The following is a 22,359-nucleotide window of genomic DNA, read 5'->3' as shown; positions in this document are numbered from 1 at the left end:
TGAAAATAGCCGGCCGATAGGCGTCTCGAGCGACGCGAGAGCCGTCTTCCGTACTCGCGCCTCGCTACGGGACTGCAGGCCCCGCGAGCCGTTCACGCCACGTTACCCGACTGCAAGCGACTCCGTCGGAATCTCTCAGTCCGAAAGAGCACAGCGTGCAAAGCGTTTTGTTGCGGATTTTGCCGAGGGGCGACGCGCTGTGGGCAGCGACGCTGCCGTCAGTGGGGCAGACCGTTGCGCGAAAGGTCGTATCGATGTTCTTTTGAGCGACGGCCGTCTTCCGTCGCACATGGCAAGTTTCACTGTCGTCGTTGGCGACCCCGACTCCGGGTCGTCCTACCAGCTCGAGGCGGAAGAACAGGACGCAAACCGGTTCATCGGCAAGTCGATCGGCGAGGAAGTCGACGGCGGTGCCGTCGGTCTCGACGGCTACACGCTCGAGATCACCGGTGGCTCGGACAACGCCGGCCGACCGCTCAACCCGGGCGTCGCCGGCGCGAACCTGCAGGAAGTCCTGATGAAGGAACGCCAGACGGGTTACAAGCCGTCGCGTGACGGCGAACGCCGCCGCATCACGGTTCGCGGGAGCGAGGTCTCCGACGCCGTCGCACAGATCAACGCCGCAGTTGTCGAGCACGGCAGCACCGGTATCGACGAGCTGCTCGGTGAGGGCGACGCCGACGACGCCGAGGACGACGAGTAATCCGACCACACGACTGTTCGTTTTAGCATGGCAGACCGAATCTCGAGCGACCATCCGTCAGTGCAGACGGTCCGGTCGACGTGTACGGAGACGGCAACCGGCGTCCGTCTCGAGGTACCGGCCGACGAACGCGACGCGTTCCCGACCGACGAGGTCGTCCGAATCGTCCTCGACGGCGACGAACTGTTCGGACGGGTCGAACGGGCGCTGACGGGCGACGATCTGTCGATTCCCGCCATCTACGAGACGCCCGATCAGGCCCGCGATCCGAGCGGCGCGCCGGACCGACTGGTCGACTGGGCCGACGACCACGGCGTCGCAGCCGGCGGCTCGGTGCTGGTCGACGTCATCGAACCCGAGTTCCTCTACGGCCTTCGCGCGCCGGGCGAGACGGTCTACTACGACGCCCACGAACCACCGAGCGACAGCCTGAGCGACATCGCGAAGGATCTCGAAGGGCAATAACATACGGCTCGGGCTCAGGTCGTCGCTGGGCGCAACGTTCGATAAAAATAGCGACCGGTCTACAGGCGCGGCAGGAACGCGTACAGCAGTAGCCCGAAGGCCAGATGCTGGACCATCGTTCGCTCGACGGTCGCGCGGACGTACTCCTCGTCCTCGATCGAGTACTCCTTGGTTCGAACCTTCGCGTGCATCGATAGCACGTCCTCCTCCTCCAAATTGTGTAGACTCGGATAGACGGTGCCCGGGCTCAGCTGAGCACCGAACAGGTGAGTGAGATCCGACAGCAGCTCCTTCCCGTGGGTCTCCTCGTGCAGGGCGATGAGCATCAGCAGAATCTCGTCGAGATTCTCCTTGATTATCGCCTCGTCGAACTGGACGCCCTCGGTCGGCAGCGCCGCGTTTACTTCCGCCATCAGCTCGTCAAGCTCTCGCTCGACGTCCTTGGACGACTCCTCGGTCGTTCCCAAGGAGATAGTGTACGATTCCGACTGCTCGCCTGCAGTCGCCGCCCTCGACAGCTCGTCGAAGACGGACTCCGTATCGGGTATATCCTCACGCATTGACGATCACCAGTTGGGGGTGCGTGAGAAGGACCGTCGATGCACCTGTCGACCACGCACTGCCGACGAACCGCTGACAGACGACCACTACTCACGACTATTGAATTTCTGGAACCCATAGATATTAAATGGCAAGGGGTCGAACATACGTCGGATCTGTAAGTACAATAGTTATTGATTTATAAAATAACCGTATTTTATACCATTGTTTGCAACTCGATACTGATTTCGCATTCTCTACAGTTTTCACTCACGTCACAACAGCAATAGTGGCTGTATGATTGATTTTCGGGCCAGATGGGGCATATTGTATAAGGGTTTTGGCCGATATGGAAATGAATGTCCACTACGCCGACGGCCCGTCGCGAATGATGCTGACCATCTCGTTCGGGCCGTCGGTCGTCTCTTCCTCGTCGTCGATCCGTCGCTCCACGCGACGTTCAGCCATCCGAGCGATCATGACGTGTTCCTCGAGATCGTCACCTCTGATCGTCGCGATGTACTCGAGGCTCTGAGCGTGAGCGGAGAAGAGCGTCCCGCTGAGCGACTCGAGCGGGTAGTCGAGCGTGGTCGGTTCGTCGTAGCGCTTGTTGTGGATTTCCCCGAGCGAGAGTCCGCGCAGGTAGGAGGTCATCTGCTCGCGGACGAGGGGGCTGATCCAGCCGAGATCCTCGTAGTAGCGCAGGCAGTTCAGCGCACCGGTGGTACCGAACGTTTCGCCGAGAAATCGGGCCCACTGGATGGTCGCGTCGGTTCGCCCGGCCGATCGTTCGAGCGTCTCGAGATACGGTTGTGATCCTGACATGGTAGGTGGCCGGAGGCCGGTCTATACCGATGACAGTGGTGGCAGTATCAAGAAGCTTCGTCCGATTACGAGGACTGAGTTGCCCGTCAGTACGGGCCACCGCGGCGTCCGCGCCCGAACTCGATCAGACGGCGATGACGGCGTTGACGACGTACTTCGTCACGACGGCGATGATCGCACCGAGCCAGGTCAGGAGCACGAAGTGGACGAGGCTGCTGATCATGTGGCCGCGGTCGGTGATCCGGATCATGATCGACGAGAGCATCGCGTTGATAAGGACGGTAATGATCAGCAGGTACTCGATCGCACCGAGATTGTACTGCTCGGTGTGCAAGAAGTCGCTCGCGACGCCGCCGCCGCTCACCTGCGCCCCCTCGGCCCCCGCCGCTGCGGCGTCGCCCCCACCGTCGAGGTTCATCTCGGTCGTGATTTCCATCATGATCTCGACGACCTCGAGGCCGATGAAGAAGGCGAAGACGCTCGCGGCCGTGATGCCGTAGAGGACGCCGGTCAGCGTTGTCGTCGCCTGCTGACGTTGTTCGCGAACTTTGAGCACCTGATTCTGGTTCTGACTGATGACCTTTCCGAGCACCTTCGGATCGCCACCCATCTGGCGGCCGACGACGTACATGTCGCCGAACTTCTGGATGAGGTAGGAGCCGGTCTCGGCGGCGAACAGCCGCCACGACCGGATGTCGTCGATCCGCATGTTGAGTCGCTTGTAGAGCGCGTCGACGTTCGCAGTCAGCGCGCCGAAGTCCTTCCGTCGCAGGCTCTCGAGAACGTTCCCCGTCGAGGTCTGCTTGACGCTCTCGACGGCACCGAGCGCACGGATGAAACTGGGGAACTCGCCGTCGCGGACCTTCACTTTGCGCTCCTCCTGGCGCATCCGCCAGCCGGGGAGGAGCAACGGCGTCACGGGAATCGCGGCCATGATCGGCAGCGGAACCCGATCGGCGGCGATCGGGAGGAGGCCAAGCAGGACGAGCAGGACGACGACCGCGAGGACGAGACTACAGCCGATCCCGATCACGAGCGCGCGGGGAATCCGCGACAGCGGCCCGGGTCCGGCCGTCTCCTCGATGTACCAGAGCGGGTCGTACGGCGAGACCACGTGAATTGCGTAGACGAACGCCACCTGCACGATCGCGAACATGGCGATCGTCCCGGCGATGAGCAGGGTCGGACTGATTCCGACCAGGATCGGCAGTACGATGGCGAACACGAGGATGAACGCCACCGACAGCATCATCGACATATACAGCTCCTTCATCACGTCGAGTTTCGCCAGATCCGACTCGTAGCGGGTGACGAACTGCTGGATGATCGTGTCCTGTTCTTCGATCAGGAACTCGTCGATCCCCTGGCCCCCGCCGACGGTGTACGCGAGTCGCTCTAGAAAGTCCGTCAGGAGCGGACTCGAGGTCTGTTTGGCCCGCAGCCGACAGGCGTCGTCCAGGCTCATGTTCCAGGTGTCGACCAGTGCGACGAGATAGCCCATCTCCTCGGCGAGGGCGTCGTACTCGTCTTCCTCCGCGAGCGTTCGAAAGATCTCGACGCGGTTGATATTCGTCATCGAGAGAACGGTGATGTGGGTCAAAAAGAGGTGAAAGCGCTGGCGAACCTGCTTTCGCTTGCGATCCTGCGCGAGTTTCGGGTAGATGATTGCGACGACCACGAACAGGAGTCCGAGCAACACGACCGGGAGCGCGACGAACAGCGGGAGACCGAGGACGACCACGACGACGGCCGCGCCGACGAAGAAGCCGAACGCGGGCCCGATCACGAGCAGGAGATACCGCTCGAGGGACATCTCCATGTTCGCGTACGCCGTGTTGAGCGACTGCAGAATCGAACGGGCGCTCAGATCGGGCGCGGATTGGGATTCTGTCGACATTGGCGGTGTGTGGGTCTCGCGTCGCCGCTCAGGCGAACTGGTTGATCCCCCGAATCTGGATCGGGAGCCCCTCGAGCCCGTCGCGCTGGAAGTTGGCGATGGCGTCGTTGACCTCGTGGTAGCCGAGCACGTCGGCGTCGATGAGTTGGCGGATGATCTCCGCGCGCCGGTCGAGTTCGTCGTAGATCTCCCGCGTGTCCTCGTAGCCGAGCAGGGTCGCGATCTGCTCCTCTAAGACGTAGGAGTTGTTCCGTCCCGTGAAGGCGACGTCGTCGTCGCGTGGGTCCCACTTGAACGCCTGCCGGGTGACGACGCCGCCTTCGTAGTCGGAGTAGCCTTCGATCTCCTGGACCGAGGTGACCCGACGGAGGACGTCGTCCCCCTGTTTGACCCGGTTCTGGAACAGCGCGACGTCGCAGTTGTCCATGAACGTCTCCGGGACGTTGATCGGCGCGCCGGTGAATCGCTGGATCATCGACACGATGTCGCTGGCGTGGAAGGTCAGCATGACGGGGTGGCCGGTCTGAGCCGCCTGAAACGCCATCTGCCCTTCCGCACCGCGGACCTCGCCCACGATGATGTAGTCGGGACGCGATCGGAGCGCGGCCGCGACGAGGTCGAACATGTCGACGTCCGCGGACTCGTCGCCCGACCCCTCACGGGTCAGGAGTTGCTGCCAGGTGTCGTGGGGCGGCAACACTTCCGCCGTGTCCTCCGCGGTGTAGATCTTCGAGTCCTGCGGGATGAACGAGAGGATCGCGTTCAGCGTCGTCGTCTTCCCCGACGCCGTCTCCCCGACGACGAACACTGTCTGCTCGTTCTCGAGGCAGAGCCAGAGGTACGCCGCCAATTCGGGAGAGACCGTCCCCCACTTCGTGATCTGCAGGATCGACAGCGGGATCTCCTCGCCCTGACGAATCGTCATCGAGGGCCCCTGGACGGAGACGTCGTCGGAGTAGATGATGTTGATACGCGAGCCGTTCGGCAGCGTCGCGTCGATCACCGGATCGGAGTCGCTGACGGGGTGGTTCATCCGCTCGCCCATGTTGCGCAGCCACTGTTCGAACTCCTCGGGCGTGCCGAAGTCGACCGTCGCCGAGATCATGCCGTACGTGCCGTGGTCGAGGTAACACTGTTTGGGTCCGATGACGTGAATGTCCTCGTTCGCCGTGTCGACCATCACCGGCTCGAGCGGGCCGAGTCCGACGATATCGCGCTGGAGCTGGTACCGCAACCGGTCGAACTGATCTTTCGAGAGCGAAATCTTGTTCCCGCCGAGGGACTTGAGGCGACCGATCGATTGGCCGGTGAGCCCCGACGTGATCTCGACGACGTCGTCGAGCAGTTCGTCGAGGTGTTCCTCGAACTCCTCGTTGTTGCTCGGTGCGGGTCGGGTAACGCTCTTGTCGAGGATCCGCCGCCGGATCTTGTCGTACAGGGCCTTGTCCGCCTCCTCGAGGGTCGGTTCGACGCAGTAGTAGGTCGTACTAATCCCCAGATCGCCGTGGACGTGACAGAAGATCGGCGCCTCGGCCTCGTAGATGACGTTCGGGCGGTCCGATTCCCACTCGCCGCTCGGCTCGTCGATGAGCTTCGGGTACTCGGCGTGTTCCTCGTAGAACCACTCGAGGTGTTCTCGAAGGTGTGGGTGCTCGTCGGCCAAGGCGTCGAGTTCGTTCTCGAGCCGTGCGGTACCAAAATCGGACATCTCAGGCCACCGTCCTGCTGACGATCGAGATGCCGCGTCCCTGCTGGACGTTGAACCCGATCGAGTCGTCGACTGGCGTTTTCATGTTCTGGAACCGACGGACGAGGACGTTCCGTCGGATCTCCTGTCCGACCGTGTTCGTCTCTATCTGGAAGTAGATATCGGCCGTGTTTCGCAGCGGCCGTAACGCGTCGTCGCGGACGCTCGTCGGATCGATCGTCAACACGACGGTCTTGTCCTGCATCGTCACGTGCCGGAGGAAAGTGACCAGTCGCTGGATGACGTGGTCCTCGTCGCCCTCCTCGATCACGGCCTCGTAGTTGGGATCGTTTCGCAAGAGCGCGGAGAGTGTATCGACGTACACCACGTCGGCCTTCCAGAGCGTCTCCGCGCTCGCGAGGCGCGCGAGCAACTGTCGCTCTCTCCCCTCGTCGTGCGTGTCGACGTTCGCGTGGAGGAACAGCAGCTGTTCGTTCAACAGGAGGTCGACCACATCGTAGGACAGCGAGTGCATCTGCTGGACGAACTCCCAGGACTCGAGCTCCGTCGAGATGTAGGTGACGGGGACCTCCTCCGTCGCCATCCCGTAGGAAAATCGCTGGGAGAGTGCGCTCTTTCCGGCGCCGTCTTCGCCCTCGATGAGCACGATGCTCCCCTCGGGGATGCCGCCGCCGATGGCAGTGTTCACACGGTCGCTGTCGGTCAGTCCGATGGAGTAGTAGTCGGTCATGGTTGGGGCACGTAGAACTCGAGGGTCTCCGTCTGGCCGTTAATGGTGACGGTAACCCGGTGTTCCGCACCGGTGCCGAGCTCCTGATCCTCGATGTCGAGTTCGGCGACGACGCCGGGTCGCCAGCTGGTCGGCTCGTCCTCGCCGCGGAGGTCGATCGTCAGCCCGTCCGTGACGTACTCGCCGTCGACGAGCACGTCGAGGCCGCTGCCGTCGCTGGCGAGGGTCGTCTGGCCGGTGTTTTTGAGCAACACGGTGATCGGCCCGTCTTCGGGGTCGCCGTTGTAGACGGCCTCGCTGCCCGGGTCGCTGATGATCTCGAAGTCGGTGTCGATCTGCTCGCTGACCCCGTCGCTGTGGGTGTCGATCGAGCCGCTGACGTCGGTCACCGTCGTCACGAGCGTCCCGGCGACGGCCGCCGCGACGAGCATCGCGGCGATAAAGAGGATCAGCGACGAGATCGATTCACTCGACATGAGTCACCTCCGTCGTCGTCTCGGCGATGCCGTGTTCGGTCACGACCCGCACGCGCTCCGGCGGGTCGTCCGACTCGTCGAGCTCGACGGTGAACGTAAGCGTCTCGCCGGGCTGCCAGAGGTCTCTGTCCGCGGTTCCGTCTACGTCGGTTTCGTCCGCACCGACGCTCCGGTAGACGCCGTCGACGAGCAGGTCCGTCGCGGACACCGACAGCGTCGTCGAGCCGGTGTTGGTCACGTTCACCGTCAACGTGTGCTCGTCATCTCCGTTTTCGTCCTCTCCATTTTCGACCTCGTCGTCGCTCGAGGTGTCGTACTGCGCCTCCTCGAGTTCGATATCGCTGTTGCGAAGGTCGAGAACCCGGTCGTCGCGGTCGTCGATCGCCGACAGTCGCGCCTCCTGGGCGCCCTGCAACACCGGGTAGGCGATGCCGACCGCGACGAGCAGTCCGACGAGGAGCACCGCCGTCGCGCCGCTGGTACTGAATCCCATCGTCGATCACCTCGGTCGTCGGGTCACGGTCCCGACCTCGAGTTCGTCGGCTGTTCCGGCTCGACCTCCCGTCGCGTCCGGTGGATCTCCTGCAGCTTCATGATGTACGTGTAGCTGTCGGCGTGATCCTCGGCGGTCAGCTCCTCCGGCGTCGTCTCCGGATCGACGTGAATGTCGAGATCCGGGCCGCTGAGCACGCCCTCGAGGTGGGATTTAACCTCCTCGTCGATCCAGCCGATCTCGGCGTAGTAGGAGATGGCTCGCAGCGTCGCCGCCGACCCACCCGTCCGGACCAGTTGGGTGAGCCACTCGAAGACGATGATGTCGGTCGCGTACGTGTCGGCGAGCGTCGCAAGCGTGACGTCTTCGTCGTCTCCCGCATCGGTTCGGTTCTCGTCTCCCGTGCCGGGTTGGTTCTCGTCGGTCCCATCGTCGGGCTCGTCGACGCTCTCGGTCGCCTGTACCTCCACGCGCGTATCGCTCTCGGCGTCCCGCTCGAACTGCTCGTCCTCGTCGAACGTGATCGTCTCGCCGCCGTCGGACTGCGCCTGGGCCGCGTTCTCGAGTGCTCCCTTCAGATCGTCGAACGAGACCGTCTCGTCCGCGGCACTCGAGCCGGCCGACGAGTCGGTAGCCGACGCGAGACCGAATCCGTCCGACTCGTCGGTCCCGTCGTCGTCCTCGCCGAAGACGCCGAAGCCGTTCTTCTCCTCACCCGCGCCCGTAAACGGGTTGACGTCGTCGGTCACCATGTCGTAGACGCCGAGCAGTTGGCGAACCGTGTCGTTGACCTCTTCGACCTGTTCGGCGACCTGCTGCTGGGAGTCCTGGACCATCCCCAGCGTCGACTCCTTGGACTCGAGTTCCTCCTCGAGTTCCTGAATGCGGTAGACGAGGTCGTCGACCTCTTCGTCATCGCTCGAGCCGCGGTTGAAGAGGCCGCCACCGCTGCTCTCGCTCGTCTCGGATTCGGACTCGGCGTCGTCGTCGGGCGTCTCCGACTCGGCCGGCTCCGCGTCGGTCGTCGACTCGGACTCCTCGTCGACTGCGGCTCCCTTCTCACGTCGCGCCTCCCGCTCGCGGCCCCGACGGCCGCCGCTGCTGGCGAGGAAGTCTTCGATGAGTTCGCGGAACGTCTGGAGTCCGAAGTTCATTGTCACCTACGCGGGGTCGCGACGCGGTGGGAGACCGCCTCGAGAGCACCGTTGGCTGCGATCGGCATCCCCCCAAATCCACGTCGCACGGTCATGCTACTCCCCAGTAGCGAGTCGGGTCCTAAAGGGGTTCGCTCGAGTTCGGGCCGCGTTTCGAACCGTGAGTCGAGTCTCGATACGCTCGGTGAAATGGTACAGAGCTTGATAGTCCAACTATTCGTTGTCGTCGCCGGGGTGCATCCCCAGATACTGTGATGCCAACTATCTCGCCACACTCCGGCCTTCGACGGGACACAACCGTTGTTCCGTCGCCACGCCCGCGGAGGGAGCGACGGGCTCGGCCCGTCAGGTCGGTGTGGAGTGTTCGCGCGGGCGGTGTCTTCGTGGACGGTGTTCACGTGGGCAGCGGTTTCGCGGGCGCTCGAGCGTCTTCCGAAGGGTGTGACGCGGTGGCGAGTCCGGCACGCAGGGTGTACGCACTATGTTCGAAACAATAACAGACGCAGACGAACGTGGCCAGGTGGGTATCGGTACCCTCATCGTGTTTATCGCGATGGTCCTGGTCGCCGCGATTGCAGCAGGTGTACTGATTAATACGGCCGGGGTCTTGCAGAGCCAAGCATCTGATACCGGGTCGGAGACGCAGGAGGCGGTTGCGAACCAGATCGAAGTGGTCCACGCGAGTGGGCAGGTCGGACTGTTAGAGGAGGCCGACGTTGATGAAGGTGATTACAGTGGGGTAGACCATGGAGATGAGGACGTAATCGATATTGTCGAACTCACGGTAATGAAGTCGGCAGGGTCGAACGCGATCGATCTCTCGTCGATGACGATCCAGTATACGAGTGACAGCGTCGACCAGACGTTGACTCACTACGATGGCGCCTGGGATGAGACAGATGATACCGACTGGACCGGCGGAGGCACCTCACACGCTGCAGGTACCAACTCGAGCCAGTTCGTCACTGAAGCGATCGCGGGTGACAACGAGGACGACGAACTGATCGACGTCGAGGACCGCGTCCGGATCACGTTGAACACCGCTGCTCTCGAAGCCGACGATGACGAAATTGCCAATCTCGACGAACAGGGTCTGGAAGGGGGTGACAGCGCGACGATCTCACTGAACGACCAGTCCGGTGCGCAGTTCACCTACGGCGTCAGCGTGCCGTCGACGTTCGGTAACAAGGACGTGGTGAGTGTCTAACCATGTTCGAGCAGGTAACGAACGCTGACGAACGCGGACAGGTGGGTATCGGTACCCTAATCGTGTTCATCGCGATGGTGCTGGTCGCGGCGATCGCGGCCGGCGTGCTGATCAACACGGCGGGGGTCCTGCAGAGCCAGGCCTCGGACACCGGCTCCGAGACTCAGGAGGCGGTGGCCAACCAGATCGAAGTCGTCCACGCGAGCGGGCAGGTTGACGCACTGGAAGACGACGACGTATGGGGAACCGACGGCTTCGCCCACGATGACGGTGATGTCATCGACGTCGTCGAACTGACCGTAATGAAGTCGGCGGGGTCAGACGCAATCGACCTCTCGTCGATGACGATCCAGTACACGAGTGACACCGTCGACCAGACGCTCACGCACACGACCGAAGATTGGGATGAACTGGAAGAAGATCCGACTTGGACTGACGCCCACCACTACGCTACCGGTGCGAATTCGTCGCAGTTCACGACCGATGTGATAGCTGGTGACAACGAGGACGACGAACTGATCGACGTTGAGGACCGCGTCCGGATCACGCTCAATGTGGCCGCACTCGAAGCGGACTCGGACTTGGCCGGTGAAGAGGATACCGGTCTTGATCCGGATGAAGGTGATCTGCAGGACTCCGGTCTGACCGGTGGCGACAGCGCGACGATCTCACTGAACGACCAGTCCGGTGCGCAGTTCACCTACGGCGTCAGCGTGCCGTCGACGTTCGGTAACAAGGAGGTCGTGAGCGTCTAACCATGTTCGAACAGGTAATGAACGCGGACGAACGCGGGCAGGTTGGTATCGGTACCCTGATCGTGTTCATCGCGATGGTGCTGGTCGCGGCGATCGCAGCCGGCGTACTGATCAACACCGCCGGGGTGCTGCAGAGCCAGGCCTCGGACACCGGCTCCGAGACCCAGGAGGCGGTGGCCAACCAGATCGAAGTGGTTCACGGGAGCGGCCTGGTCAGCGAGTTCGACGAGACCGACGTCAACGGTGGTAACGAAATCGACCACGATGACGACGTCGTGGACATGATCGAGCTCACGGTGATGAAGTCGGCGGGGTCGAACGCGATCGACCTCTCGTCGATGACGATCCAGTACACCAGTGACTCGACTGACACCACGTTAACCTACGGTGACCTGTCACCTGATGAAATCGGGTTCCTTCACGATTCATCTGGCGATGAAAGCCAGTCCACTGATATGGAGGACAAAGTCTGGGAGGAAGTCGTCGATAACGAAGACGATGACGCGCCACTCACCTACATCTCCGGTCCGGCAACCCACGCCACCTTCGGGACGCACTCGGTGGCTGGTGACAACAACAACGACGAGTTGATCGACGTCGAGGACCGCGTGAAGATCACGCTCTACGTCGGTGCCATCGAGGCCGGCGTCGGTTACGAGCAGGGCGATGGTAACGTTCTCGCCAGCGACCTCTCGAACGAAGGCCTCGAGGGCGGTGACAGCGCAACCATCTCCCTAGTTGACCAGTCCGGTGCGCAGTACACCTACGGTATCAGCGTACCCTCGACCTTCGGTAACAAAGAGGTCGTCAGCGTCTGATCACACACGACTAACGAATTAACCCAATGACCCCCGATCCGACCCACACGCACGACGGCACGCTCGCCCTCGAGGCGCGACACAGACCCGATGTCCACGTCGCTCCACGAGACGAGCACCGTCGTCCGAACGGTTCGGACGGGACGATCGCCGCGACCGAGTCACGGCGGCACCGAGCCGTCACGACCACGGACACACCCGCCTCGAGTCACCCTCACGCGACTCGAGGCGATGTCCATGCACGCACATGCACACGGCGGCCACGGGGTCACGAAACACCCGAGACCGGCGCGAAACACACGTACCGTCACGCAAGTGACGCACGTCGCCTGACCGGCCCGGGTAACTGACGATCCGTCGGCCGGCCCGGGGCGACTCCGCATCGGTTCCACGCACTCGAGTTCGCGAATCGGCAGACAGAAACACAGGGAAACGGCGTGTCTCGTATTCTACGTCGTTCGGTACCGCGATTCTGAAGTCATAACAGCACTCCGGCGAGTGGCAACTGATGCTGTCCCAGTCGCGGCGACGGACACCGCACAGCCCACGACTCAGTGTTCGATATCGTCCGGGTATTTTTGCAGCTACCACGACGAGGGGATGCTATGACTGACGATCCCCCAACCCTCTCACGGCGTGGGCTGCTCGGCGCCGCCGCTGGGACGGCCGCGATGGCCGCCACGGCTGGCTGTCTCAGCTCGCTGGTCGGCACCTCCTCGGCAGCGACCGAAATCGAACCCGTCGAACCCTCCGAGCCTCGTGAGGGCTCGCCCGGTGAGTTCTACTTTTTCCTCGAGGAACACGATATCGAAGTCGACGAACTTCTCCGGGAAAACGACGAGCTGTACCTGACCTACCGCACCGACGCGGAGACAGTCTCAGAGTCCAACGAGGAGATCACGGTCGTTTACGAGATCTATAAGCAGGCACTGATTCACCGCGACTCACCGATCGAGTACCTGTATGCCGAGATCGCGAACCCGTTTGACGAACAGGCGCTGGGCTGGGGGATCAACACCGAGTGGGTTCACGAGTACGACAGCTCCGATGCGGACGCGGACTCGAGCATCGATGCTGACAACCAGACCAGTAGCGGCGCTAACTCGGACCACTTCACCCTCTGGAACCTGATCCTGAACACGAAGGTCTACGAGGACGACCTCGAGGACGGCGATGACGAGCAGGATCCTGAGGATATGCCGGACGAAGACGTCGATCTCGATGACGAGGACGACGGAGGCGACGATGACGAAGCGGGCGACGAAGACGACGAGGACGATGGAGACGAGGAGAGCGATGCAGAAGACGAAAACGACGATGGTGCCGATGATGGAGATGACGAGAGCGATACGGACGACGAGAACGGCACCGAAACCGATGACTGATCGACGGTAGCTGTCCGACGGACGTCCAGATTCACCCACCTATGACGACCGATCCGACCGAAGACGACGGCATTCTCTCCCCCGACGAACTGCAGTTAGACGACACCAGCGTCGCCGAACTGGGCGAGAACCGGTTTCTCGTCCGCTCGTGTGAACCCGATACCGCCACCGATCCCACGGCGGAGGCCATCACACCCTCTGCAGCAACCGAGATGCCGGAGCCGCTCGCGGAACTCGAGGGAGACGCACACGAACACAACGGAACGCCCGATTCCCACGACCTTGTCGCGGCACCCGAACCCCACGGCGTCGACATCACGCTGAAGACCGACTGGGAGGTCGCACACCACCGCGCCACGTCACACGACGTCCGCGAGGTGTTCGTGGACCTCCTCACCTGGTACGCGGGCCAGCTCGACGACGACATGTCGCCCGAAGAAGCGCTGCAGGTGATGTTGGCCGCGTCGGATCTCGACGTTGCGCTGCCCTCACGTTGACAGGGCGAACAGCAGCCACGAGAAATGCGCGGTGCAGAACTCGTTTTTCGATACGGCCGAATCGTGGCCGTTCCACTGACTCGAGCCCCTCACACACTCCCCCGTATGACGCGCCCTTTTTCCACCTCGAGCGAGGACGAACCTGTATGACCAACGCACGCGATGAGTTCCTAGCCGGCGAGCGGCCCGACGACGTCGCATTGTTTTTGGCCGACTCGTACGTCTCGGACGACCGCCTCGAGCAGTTCGGCGACCGGGTCGAAGATGGCGTCCTGATCGTCGTCGACGGCGAGCGCGGCCGGGGCGCCTTCCAGGCGGCGACCGGCACGCAGGCGATGGAGTTCGCGAAGTCGGCGATGGATCTCGAGGGCGAGATCGACGACGAACTCTCGAGCGGCAGCTGTCCGGAGGCGTCGGACGGCGAGGACCACGCGGTCCAGTTCGTCTTCGCCTTCGCCGAGGAGCAGAACGAGGACGTCGGGGGAATCTACGCCGAGGGTGACGTGGTCCACGCCTACGCGAAGTGCACCTGCGGGACGGCGTACTCGGATCGGTGGAACGCGACCGACGCCTGAGCGAACCTATCAACGAACACATCGTTTCAGCCGTAAGGAACACGCTTTTGCGACCCGACCGGCTACCCTCGAGCAATGAGTTCCTTCGAAACACCGCACAAGACCGACCGTGGCTTCGGGCTCTCGAGTCGAGAGGTGCAGGTGATCGGCGGCGCGACCGGGTTGATGGCGATTACCGTCGCGTTGATGTACGTCTTCGCGGCGACGCCGCTCGCGGTCGTCAACGACTACCTCTTTGCGGCCCCGATCGTAGGCGTGCTCGTCTACGGTGCGGCAATCATGGGCGGCGAGATCATCGCCGAACGCGGGATCGAGGGCGGCGATATGGGAATCGCCTTCGCCGGGATGGTCGTTCTGCAGTTGGCGTTCGGCGTCTTCGGCGCAGGTATCCTGTCGATGGCCCCGCAGGGAACGCAGCTCACGGTGCTGGGAATCACGGCGATCGTGACGGCACTGATGACGGCGCTGGTGTCGGGCTACGTCTACGCCCGCTCGACGACGTTCGAACACTGGGGGAAGTTCGCGAACTACGCGTTCCTCGGCGGGGTCGGCGTGATTCTCGTCGGGACGTTCGTCCTCGATATCCTGCTCCTGGTCGGGTTCGTTCTCATCTTCCTGGGCTTCATCCTTCGGCTGGGCTACGAAATCTGGCAGGTTCGTGACCACCGGGATGCGCGCGTCGCCCTCCAGACGATCGGCGTCTAAATCGCCGTCGCCGGTGTGTTCGTCCACGTCCTGCAGCTCGTAATGCGGTACGTGGTGTCCCAGGACTGAAGATGTCACGTTCAGTACGATAGTTACCGAATAGCCGGGGACTCGGTTCCCTGAACCGGTCGATTTAATCACTTCTCCCGAGAGAGTACGCCTCGTGACGCGCTACTACGAGGACCTGACGGTCGGAGAGACGTACGAAACCGGAGGCTACACCGTCTCCAAGGAGGAGATCGTCGACTTCGCCGAGCAGTTCGATCCGCAGCCGTTCCACGTCGACGAGGAGGCGGCCGAGGAGTCGATGTTCGGAGAACTCGTCGCCAGCGGGCTACACACGCTCTGCCTATCGGTTCGGTTGTTCGTCACGGACTTCGTCCAGGGAGAGGAGGGAGTCGCGAACATGGGCGGGCTCGGAATGGACGACCTGCGGTGGCACGAGCCGGTCCGCCCCGGCGATACGCTCCGCGTTCGAGCCGAAGTGCTGGAGAAAACGCCCTCCGTGAGCCGATCGGATCGCGGCTACGTCGACTTCCACCGCACCGTACACGTCGACGGCACGGAGGTCATGTCGATCACGTCCCACAACATCGTTCGACGAGCGGACGCCGAGAAGTAGGCCGTTTCCACCGGTTGACTGTGGATCGCTCGTCGTCAAACTACAACGTACCGACGGACCGTCGCCTTAGCGAGTCGACTACGCCTCGTCGGCTGCCGTGTCGGCAGCCCCGTCGTCCGCATCGACAGCGTCCTCGACGACCTCTTCGAACGCGTTCAGGATGACCTGTTTCGTCACGGCTCCGCGAGTCACCCAGTGGTTCGCGTAATCCAGCATGTCGTCGTAGATATCGGGCTTGCAGCCCGCTGCCTTTGGGTGGCCGCCGCCGTTGACCTTCCCCGCGACCTCGTGACAGAGCTGGAACTCGTCGGTGCCCCGAATGGAGGCCGAGCCGGCGGGTTTGACGATCACGGAGGCGTCGGCGCCCTGCTCGCGCATCGCTTCGGCGACCTCGTTCTGCGAGCAACGGCCGTAGGTGATCCCGACGGTGTAGCCGCCGATCTCGCGCAGTTCCGAGCGGCCGACCGCCTGATCGATCAGGGCCTGCTTCTCGACGCGGCGTTCCTCGAGGAACTCGCCGACCCAGTCGGGCAGGTCGGCGCCGTACTCGCGGACGACTTCGACGTACGCCGCGGGATCGGACCAGTAGGCGTAATCCGCGAGGTCGTCGCTGCGGGGATCCTCGCGCAGCCAGAGGTCGTGATCGCGCGTGACGGCCGCGAGTTCCTCGTACATCGGGGCAAAGTCGTACTCGAGCGAGCGGTAGACCACGTCGGCGGAACACTCCTCGTCCGAATCGCCCACGACCAGCTCGACGCCGGCGTCGCGAACCGACTGGGCGACGTCGTCGCCCCACTGGTGGTGGTCGTACCAGGCGACGCCGCTCGCGGTCTCGAGCGCCGCGTCGAGTTCGTCTTCGACGTACTCGTATCGGTCGGGCGCGAGGTCACAGACGAAGAGATCGATCCCGTCCTCGCCGTACTCGGCGACGCGGGCCAGCGCGTCCTCGACGTCGTGCGGGCTAGCCGGAATCAGCGCGACGGAGTGCGGTGTCGGCTCGGGCTCCTCGAGGGGGGCCTCGGCCTCGCCGGCAGCGAGCGCGACGGCCGCTTCGTCGGCGTCGTCGACGGCGTCTGCGGCGGGCTCATCGTCAGCAGTTTCGTCGGCGTCGTCGTCCTCGTCGTCCGGCTCCGGGACGTTCCGAACGTCGTCGTAGGCTTCGCGAATCAGCGCGACGCAAGCCAGTCCGTCGGCGTCGGGATCGGCGACGACGGCGACGTCGGCTCCCTCGAGCGCGGCCGCAGTCTGCTCGTCTTCCAAGTCCTCCTCGAGCGTGTCCGGGAGAAAGAACCCGGTGCCTGGAATGACCGACTTCCGGGCGATGGGGAGCTCGCCGCTATCGATGAGTTCGTCGTACATATCCGGAACTGCGCGCTGGCGGGGGAAGTGACTTCCCCTCTGTGGCGGCCACTGGCTCGCGTTGGCACGGAGTGCCGGAAAACGGCGGGGCGGCTCAGGCCTCGGTCGTCACTTCTTCGCCGTTGGCGTCGGCGTCCCGGACCGTCTCGAGTTGGCGTACCGAGAGAACGGGAACGGGCGAAGTGCGGACGACGCGTTCGGCGACGCTGCCGAGCAGGAGTCGGTTCTCGCCGTGGCGGCCGCGGGTGCCGGTCGCGATCAGATCGGCGTCGACCTCGCGGGCGTACTCGCAGAGTTCGACGGCGGGTCGACCCTCGCGGACGGCCGTGGTGATCTCCCGGTCGTCGTCCGTTCGGTCCTCGACGGTCGCGAGCGCGGCGTCCGCAGTCGTCTCGAGGGCGGTCTGGAGCTCGTCCCGGAGCTGTTGGGGTGAGGCGTCGACCTCGCTGGCGTCGACGACCGAGAGGGCGTGGACCTCCGCGTCGAAGCGACTGGCGAGATCGAGGGCGACGTCGACGGCCCGTTTGACGCTGTCGGAGCCGTCGGTAGCGATCACGACCGTATCGAACATACGCGATGGTTACAGGCGAAGTGGCTTAAACGCTCTCTCCTCGTCCGTCGCTTCGAGATCGAGTCCCGTTTCGTCCGTCGTCCCGGGAACGAGTCTCGTCGCGAAAACTGGTCCCGATTCCGCGGAACGTGGGGTGGCTTTTTGACGACGGGCCACACACCAGCGCGTATGGACGACAGCGAGCCGTTTACCGTCGACACCGTTCTCGCGCCGGTCGACGGGAGCGAGGAGTCAGCCACCGCCGTCGAGTACGCCGTCGCGGTCGCCGACCGCTACGATGCCTCGGTCCACGCCCTGTTCGTACTCGGCCACGGTGTCGTGCAGGGAATGAACGCCGGCGCCGTCGACGAAGACGATGTCGCGACGGACACGCAGGGGTTTTTCGACGACGTTACTCGCATCGCCGACGAGGCGGGCGTCCCGATCGGAACCTCCGTCGACGACGGCTTCTCGCCGACACGCAAGACCCGCCATCCGGGGAACGTCGTGCTCGACACCGCAGACGAAATCGACGCCGACTTCATCGTGCTCCCCAGGGAGCCGGTCGCCGACACCGCGTCGGCGGAAGTGCTCGAGCAGGTCGCCGAGTACGTGCTCTCCTACGCGAGCCAGCCCGTGCTGTCGGTCTAATCTGATCCGAAAGAATGGGCGCGTTTTCGTTGCGACTCCTGGCCGAGAACTGAGCGAATGGACGGTGCGCGTGTTCACCGCGTTCGAACAGCTCCCGGCCGCTACAGCCGGATCGCCATCTCCTGTTCAAAGCTTTCGGTGCCCGTCGACTCGAAGCCGACCCGCTCGTAGAGCGCGATCGCCGGATTGTTCCAGCGCTCGACGGTCAGCCACACCCGATCGATGCCGACGGTGCTCGCGTGTCCGAGGAGGTGCTCGAGCAGCATCGTTCCGATCCCGGCGCGCTGGTAGGCCTGCAGGACGAAGATCGCCAGCTCCCACTCGATGTCGGCGTTGTCCTCGATCGAGGCGGGGTCGTCGGTGTCGGGGACGAGCATCGCGTGGCCGATCACGTCCTCGCCGTGGCGGGCGACGACGTTGACGCTCTCGTCGGCGATCGTCTCGAGCCAGTTGCGAATGCGCTCCTCCCCGGTCGGGGGGATCCCCTGGGCTCGGTCGGTCGGGTCGAACTGGTCGTACATCTCGACGACGTCCTCGAGGGTGTCTTCGAAGTCGTCGGACGCCAGAACCTCGATCTGGCGGCCCGCTCCGTCCTCGAGGGTCGTCGGCGGTGCGGGAAACGGTCCGGCTGATTCGTCCGGGTACGGTCGCGTGCCAGCCATCGTTATCGCACCAGTTTGACGGTCGTCGGCGCGTTCAACAGGACGAACTCGGTGATCGGACCGAGTTGGATCTTCCCCATCGGGCTCAGGGTGCCGCCGCCGATCACCAGCTGATCGTACTCTCCCTGTTCGGCGTAGTCGACTAGCGAACTGCCGGGATCGCCCTCGAGTTGGACGATCTCGGCGTCGACGCCGGCCTCCGAGAGCAGCTCTCCAGCCCGTTCGGCCATCGCATCCTGTGAGCGTTTCGCCTCGGGTTTATCGACGACCGCGACGGTGAGGTCGTCGCCGACCTCGTGGGTGCGATCGATCGTCCGGCGGAGTGTCTTGATCGATTCGTCGCTGCCGACGATTCCCACTAAGACGTTCATACGCATGACTGTGCACCCATGCACGAAAACCGTTGTGCCGCTGGGACCGCCCTCGAGGGGGCATCGGGGTGGCCGCGAGTCGTCGACCCCCGTTCTCGATCGTCACGAACGGATGAACGGATACTCGAGTGTGAGTGAACACCGCGCGTATCGGCCGCAGACGTTGCGCAGGACGACGACGTTAAGAGCGTGTGGTGAATACGATGACGGAATGAGTGATGCGGCGCTCGATGTCGTGGAGTTCCTGCTCACGACGAGCGTGTATTCGGACGACAGGACGCTAGACGAGAACGATCTCCCGCCGGCGTTCCGGCGGGTCTTCTGGACCGGGGGTGTCGAGAATGACGGTGACGGTGGCGACGGTGGAGACGGTCGCAAACACGCCGGCATCAGCCGTCCACTCTCGGCGACCAACGCGACTGCCCGCGAGGCGACGGAGGTCGACCGACCCTGGGACGCCATCTCGGAGCTGATGTTCACCGAACGCGACGAGTTCTCGGGAACGATCACCCTCGCCCAGGAGGGGATGGCCGAGCAGTGGTTCGCGGAGCGCGTCGATGACGAGCGACTGCGCGAGAACCCGACGCTGGCGAAACATTTCACGACCCACGAGGAACACGGCGACCAGTTCGACGTGACCCACGAGGAAGCGCGGGAGGAAAACCGGCCGATTCAGGCCGACCGCGTCTGGATCGACGGGCTGCTCGACGAGTACTTCGACGAGGAAGACGACGAGGAGATGCTCGATCTCGTCGAGGTTCGAGCGCCGGAGGAGGTCGACATGTCCCTCGACGACCTCGTGCTTACCAAGGATCAGGAGAACGAACTCAACAAGATCGCGAAGGCGATCGAACACCGCGACTATCTCGCGAATATCGGGCTTCGCGAGATCGGGAAACTGCTGTTCGTCGGGCCGCCGGGGACCGGGAAGACGTCGACGGCGCAGGCGCTGGCTCAGGACATGGATCTCCCGTTCGTCGAGGTCAAACTGTCGATGATCACGAGCCAGTATCTCGGCGAGACGGCCAAGAACGTCGACAAGACGTTCGAGGTCGCCAAACGGCTCTCGCCGTGTATCCTCTTCATCGACGAGTTCGACTTCGTCGCCAAGACCAGAAGCAGCGACGAACACGCCGCCCTCAAACGCGCGGTCAACACGCTCCTCAAGAGCATCGACAACATCTCGCTCATCGAAGACGACGTCCTGTTGATCGGGGCGACCAACCACCCCGACCAGCTCGACGACGCCGCCTGGCGGCGCTTCGACGAGATCATCAACTTCCCGAAACCCGACTACACCATGCGGGCGGACATCCTCTCGCTTATCACCCGCACGATGGATATCGACGAGTTCGAACCCCACCTCATCGCCGAGGTCACTGAAGGACTGACCGGCAGCGACCTTCGGATGGTGTTGCGAGAGGCCGTCCTCGAGGCCCTGACAGAAGACCGAACGACGCTGACCCAGGAGGACCTGCTCAACGCCGTCGAGGAGTTCGAGGAGCGTGACACGCTGAAGAACATGGACATGATGGGCGGCGACCACGACGCGCTCGTCGCGGGCGGGGACCTCGGAAAGGCCAGCGACGGCGGCGAGCCGGACGGCTCCGAGGAGGGACACGATCACAGCCACGACCACGGAGATCACGATCACGACCACGCTCACGGCGATCACGCCCACGACCACAGTCACTAACGCCGGTACTCGACCGAGGGCAGCGTCCACCGTCCCGAGTCACTTTTCACGGGTATCGAGTCAGCTCCCGAACAGTATTGATCGAGGCCGCCAGATCACCAGTATGAGCCGCGACCACGCCGATCCGGCCCACGCCGGAGGGCTTCATCACGTCGAACTGTACGCGTCCGATCTCGAGGCGTCCGTCGCGTTCTGGGACTGGCTGCTGGCCGAACTCGGCTACGAACAGAAAAACGAGTGGGAGGGGGGTCGGTCGTGGATCAACGGGCCGACGTATCTCGTGCTCGTCCAAGCGGACGACGCCGACCAGCCGTTCGACCGCCAGGCCGCCGGTCTGAACCACCTCGCTTTTCACGGCTCCTCTCGAGAGCAGGTCGATCGGCTTACGGACGGCGTTCACGAGCGGGCGGACTCGACGGTGCTCTACGAGGATCGCCACCCCTACGCCGGTGGCTACTACGCGCTCTACTGCGAGGACCCGGAGGGAATCAAAGTCGAGGTCGTCGCGCCGGACGTCTCGCGGTCGGATAGTACCAACTGAAACGATTTAACACCGATCGCATGACGGCTGTGCGATCGGGTTTGCATCGACTTTCAGTGGCTACTATAGCAGGTGAGACCGAGCGAAACGCCCAACTGTCCGCCCGGCGTCGTCCGCGTATGAAGGACTTCCACACGCACACGACCTACTCCGACGGGGGATTTCTCCAGGGGATGGTCGAGGCCGCCGAAGCGGCCGGACTCGAGGGGATCGGGCTGACGGACCACTGTACGGTGTCGTCCCGCGAGAAGCCGGCGACGACCCGAACCATCTACGGCTTCAACCTGGACGTAACCTACGAGCGTCGACGGCGAGCCATCGAGGAACTTCGAACCCGCGAGGACGTCTCGATCGAGATCTACGACGGCGTCGAGATGGACTACGACCCTCGCGACGAACGCGAGATTCGCGACTTTCTCGAGGAGGCGACGTTCGACTACACGATCGGCAGCGTCCACGCCGTCGACGGGCTAAACGTGCAGGTGCCGAGCAATTTTACGGAGCTATCAGACGCGAGGCGTGACGAACTCGTCGACGGCTACTTCGAGAACCTCGTCTCGCTGATCGAGTCGGAGCTGTTCGACGTCGCGGCCCACATCGATCTGCTCGAACGGACGCCACCCTTGCGCGGGCGGGCGACGACGGACCACTACGAACCCGTCGCCCGGGCGCTCGCGGACTCGCGGACGGTTCCCGAAATCAACGCCGGCCGAGCGATCGCCGACATGGCGATCGTCCACCCCTCCGAGTCGTTCCTCGACGTGTTACGGGAGCACGACGTCGCCGTCACCGTCGGCTCCGACTCCCACCGGCCGAGCGAAATCGGCGACCGAGCCGCGTTCCTCGAGACGTACTTCGAGCGCCACGATCTCGAGTCGGTCGAACCGCCGGGACTCGAGGCTCGACGCGTCCCGACTGACGGCTGAGTCGATCCCGATCATCGGATACCGAGGACACGCCTTTTTGTCGGCGGG

General features: G+C 63.5%; 25 protein-coding genes and 1 pseudogene. 14 read left to right on the top strand and 12 right to left on the bottom strand.

Annotation, left to right across the window (positions count from 1 at the left end; genetic code table 11):
* Positions 1-289 precede the first annotated feature (289 nt).
* Both ACSFDB_RS11135 and ACSFDB_RS11130 read left to right on the top strand, forming a co-directional pair.
* Positions 290-703: a 30S ribosomal protein S6e gene (locus ACSFDB_RS11135; protein ID WP_440771051.1), complete on the top strand. Its 414-nt coding sequence runs from the start codon at positions 290-292 to the stop codon at positions 701-703.
* Positions 704-730: 27 nt separating this feature from the next.
* The gene (locus ACSFDB_RS11130; RefSeq protein ID WP_440771050.1) at positions 731-1,168 is read left to right on the top strand and encodes a DUF7112 family protein; all 438 of its coding nucleotides are present in this window, start codon (positions 731-733) and stop codon (positions 1,166-1,168) included.
* Positions 1,169-1,227: 59 nt separating this feature from the next.
* Here the strand turns inward: ACSFDB_RS11130 and ACSFDB_RS11125 are convergent, their stop codons facing one another.
* The 8 genes from ACSFDB_RS11125 to ACSFDB_RS11090 all read right to left on the bottom strand — a co-directional run bounded on the left by ACSFDB_RS11125 (position 1,228) and on the right by ACSFDB_RS11090 (position 8,991).
* The gene (locus ACSFDB_RS11125) at positions 1,228-1,728 is read right to left on the bottom strand and encodes a helix-turn-helix transcriptional regulator (protein ID WP_440771049.1); all 501 of its coding nucleotides are present in this window, start codon (positions 1,726-1,728) and stop codon (positions 1,228-1,230) included.
* Between the two features lie 346 nt (positions 1,729-2,074).
* Positions 2,075-2,533 (bottom strand): FlaD/FlaE family flagellar protein, encoded by a 459-nt coding sequence (locus tag ACSFDB_RS11120; protein ID WP_440771048.1) that lies wholly within the window; start codon positions 2,531-2,533, stop codon positions 2,075-2,077.
* 124 nt (positions 2,534-2,657) lie between these two features.
* Positions 2,658-4,430, bottom strand: a complete 1,773-nt coding sequence (arlJ, locus tag ACSFDB_RS11115) for an archaellar assembly protein ArlJ/FlaJ (RefSeq protein ID WP_440771047.1) — start codon at positions 4,428-4,430, stop codon at positions 2,658-2,660.
* Positions 4,431-4,458: 28 nt separating this feature from the next.
* A complete protein-coding gene (gene flaI, locus ACSFDB_RS11110) occupies positions 4,459-6,138 on the bottom strand; it encodes an archaellum flagellar ATPase motor FlaI (RefSeq protein ID WP_440771046.1) in 1,680 nt (559 codons plus the stop codon).
* 1 nt (position 6,139) lies between these two features.
* Positions 6,140-6,868, bottom strand: a complete 729-nt coding sequence (gene arlH, locus ACSFDB_RS11105; protein WP_440771045.1) for an archaellum protein ArlH — start codon at positions 6,866-6,868, stop codon at positions 6,140-6,142.
* On the bottom strand, positions 6,865-7,344 hold the full coding sequence (gene arlG, locus ACSFDB_RS11100) for an archaellum stator protein ArlG (protein ID WP_440771044.1): 480 nt from the start codon (positions 7,342-7,344) through the stop codon (positions 6,865-6,867). The genes arlH and arlG overlap by 4 nt, the downstream gene beginning before the upstream one ends.
* On the bottom strand, positions 7,334-7,837 hold the full coding sequence (gene arlF, locus ACSFDB_RS11095; RefSeq protein ID WP_440771043.1) for an archaellum stator protein ArlF: 504 nt from the start codon (positions 7,835-7,837) through the stop codon (positions 7,334-7,336). The genes arlG and arlF overlap by 11 nt, the downstream gene beginning before the upstream one ends.
* 23 nt (positions 7,838-7,860) lie before the next feature.
* Positions 7,861-8,991: a FlaD/FlaE family flagellar protein gene (locus ACSFDB_RS11090; protein WP_440771042.1), complete on the bottom strand. Its 1,131-nt coding sequence runs from the start codon at positions 8,989-8,991 to the stop codon at positions 7,861-7,863.
* A 481-nt stretch (positions 8,992-9,472) separates the two neighbouring features.
* Between ACSFDB_RS11090 and ACSFDB_RS11085 the strand changes: the two genes are divergently transcribed.
* From ACSFDB_RS11085 to ACSFDB_RS11050, 8 genes and pseudogenes are all read left to right on the top strand, one after another.
* Positions 9,473-10,198, top strand: coding sequence for a flagellin (locus tag ACSFDB_RS11085; protein ID WP_440771041.1), 726 nt, complete (start codon positions 9,473-9,475; stop codon positions 10,196-10,198).
* 2 nt (positions 10,199-10,200) lie between these two features.
* Positions 10,201-10,953 (top strand): flagellin, encoded by a 753-nt coding sequence (locus ACSFDB_RS11080; protein WP_440771040.1) that lies wholly within the window; start codon positions 10,201-10,203, stop codon positions 10,951-10,953.
* 2 nt (positions 10,954-10,955) lie between these two features.
* Positions 10,956-11,771, top strand: a complete 816-nt coding sequence (locus ACSFDB_RS11075) for a flagellin (protein ID WP_440771039.1) — start codon at positions 10,956-10,958, stop codon at positions 11,769-11,771.
* A 605-nt stretch (positions 11,772-12,376) separates the two neighbouring features.
* Complete coding sequence (locus ACSFDB_RS11070) at positions 12,377-13,156, top strand: DUF8159 domain-containing protein (protein WP_440771038.1); 780 nt, start codon at positions 12,377-12,379, stop codon at positions 13,154-13,156.
* Positions 13,157-13,197: 41 nt separating this feature from the next.
* On the top strand, positions 13,198-13,653 hold the full coding sequence (locus ACSFDB_RS11065; protein ID WP_440771037.1) for a DUF7500 family protein: 456 nt from the start codon (positions 13,198-13,200) through the stop codon (positions 13,651-13,653).
* A 146-nt stretch (positions 13,654-13,799) separates the two neighbouring features.
* Positions 13,800-14,228: a DUF5807 family protein gene (locus tag ACSFDB_RS11060; RefSeq protein WP_440771036.1), complete on the top strand. Its 429-nt coding sequence runs from the start codon at positions 13,800-13,802 to the stop codon at positions 14,226-14,228.
* Between the two features lie 75 nt (positions 14,229-14,303).
* Positions 14,304-15,002, top strand: a pseudogene (locus ACSFDB_RS11055) (hypothetical protein).
* 94 nt (positions 15,003-15,096) lie between these two features.
* On the top strand, positions 15,097-15,555 hold the full coding sequence (locus ACSFDB_RS11050; RefSeq protein ID WP_440771035.1) for a MaoC family dehydratase: 459 nt from the start codon (positions 15,097-15,099) through the stop codon (positions 15,553-15,555).
* A 78-nt stretch (positions 15,556-15,633) separates the two neighbouring features.
* Here ACSFDB_RS11050 and ACSFDB_RS11045 read toward each other — a convergent pair whose 3' ends face one another.
* Together ACSFDB_RS11045 and ACSFDB_RS11040 are read right to left on the bottom strand one after the other, a co-directional pair.
* A complete protein-coding gene (locus ACSFDB_RS11045) occupies positions 15,634-16,914 on the bottom strand; it encodes a DHH family phosphoesterase (protein ID WP_440771034.1) in 1,281 nt (426 codons plus the stop codon).
* A gap of 94 nt (positions 16,915-17,008) precedes the next feature.
* Positions 17,009-17,485, bottom strand: coding sequence for a universal stress protein (locus ACSFDB_RS11040; RefSeq protein ID WP_440771033.1), 477 nt, complete (start codon positions 17,483-17,485; stop codon positions 17,009-17,011).
* Between the two features lie 168 nt (positions 17,486-17,653).
* Between ACSFDB_RS11040 and ACSFDB_RS11035 the strand changes: the two genes are divergently transcribed.
* A complete protein-coding gene (locus tag ACSFDB_RS11035; protein WP_440771032.1) occupies positions 17,654-18,115 on the top strand; it encodes a universal stress protein in 462 nt (153 codons plus the stop codon).
* Positions 18,116-18,216: 101 nt separating this feature from the next.
* On the opposite strand, the gene ACSFDB_RS11030 is transcribed toward ACSFDB_RS11035, so the two are convergent.
* Both ACSFDB_RS11030 and ACSFDB_RS11025 read right to left on the bottom strand, forming a co-directional pair.
* A complete protein-coding gene (locus ACSFDB_RS11030) occupies positions 18,217-18,777 on the bottom strand; it encodes a GNAT family N-acetyltransferase (RefSeq protein WP_440771031.1) in 561 nt (186 codons plus the stop codon).
* 2 nt (positions 18,778-18,779) lie between these two features.
* Positions 18,780-19,148: a universal stress protein gene (locus ACSFDB_RS11025; RefSeq protein WP_440771030.1), complete on the bottom strand. Its 369-nt coding sequence runs from the start codon at positions 19,146-19,148 to the stop codon at positions 18,780-18,782.
* 211 nt (positions 19,149-19,359) lie between these two features.
* Here ACSFDB_RS11025 and ACSFDB_RS11020 point away from each other — a divergent pair, with 211 nt between their 5' ends.
* From ACSFDB_RS11020 to ACSFDB_RS11010, 3 genes are all read left to right on the top strand, one after another.
* A complete protein-coding gene (locus ACSFDB_RS11020; RefSeq protein WP_440771029.1) occupies positions 19,360-20,844 on the top strand; it encodes an ATP-binding protein in 1,485 nt (494 codons plus the stop codon).
* A gap of 103 nt (positions 20,845-20,947) precedes the next feature.
* On the top strand, positions 20,948-21,385 hold the full coding sequence (locus ACSFDB_RS11015) for a VOC family protein (protein ID WP_440771028.1): 438 nt from the start codon (positions 20,948-20,950) through the stop codon (positions 21,383-21,385).
* 119 nt (positions 21,386-21,504) lie between these two features.
* Complete coding sequence (locus ACSFDB_RS11010) at positions 21,505-22,311, top strand: PHP domain-containing protein (RefSeq protein WP_440771027.1); 807 nt, start codon at positions 21,505-21,507, stop codon at positions 22,309-22,311.
* Positions 22,312-22,359: the final 48 nt, after the last annotated feature.

Origin of the sequence: Natronorubrum amylolyticum, from assembly GCF_052040145.1 — an archaeon.
GTDB lineage: Archaea > Halobacteriota > Halobacteria > Halobacteriales > Natrialbaceae > Natronorubrum.
The sequence above is the reverse complement of the archived record's forward strand: the minus strand, read 5'-3'. Positions and strand labels throughout refer to the sequence as shown.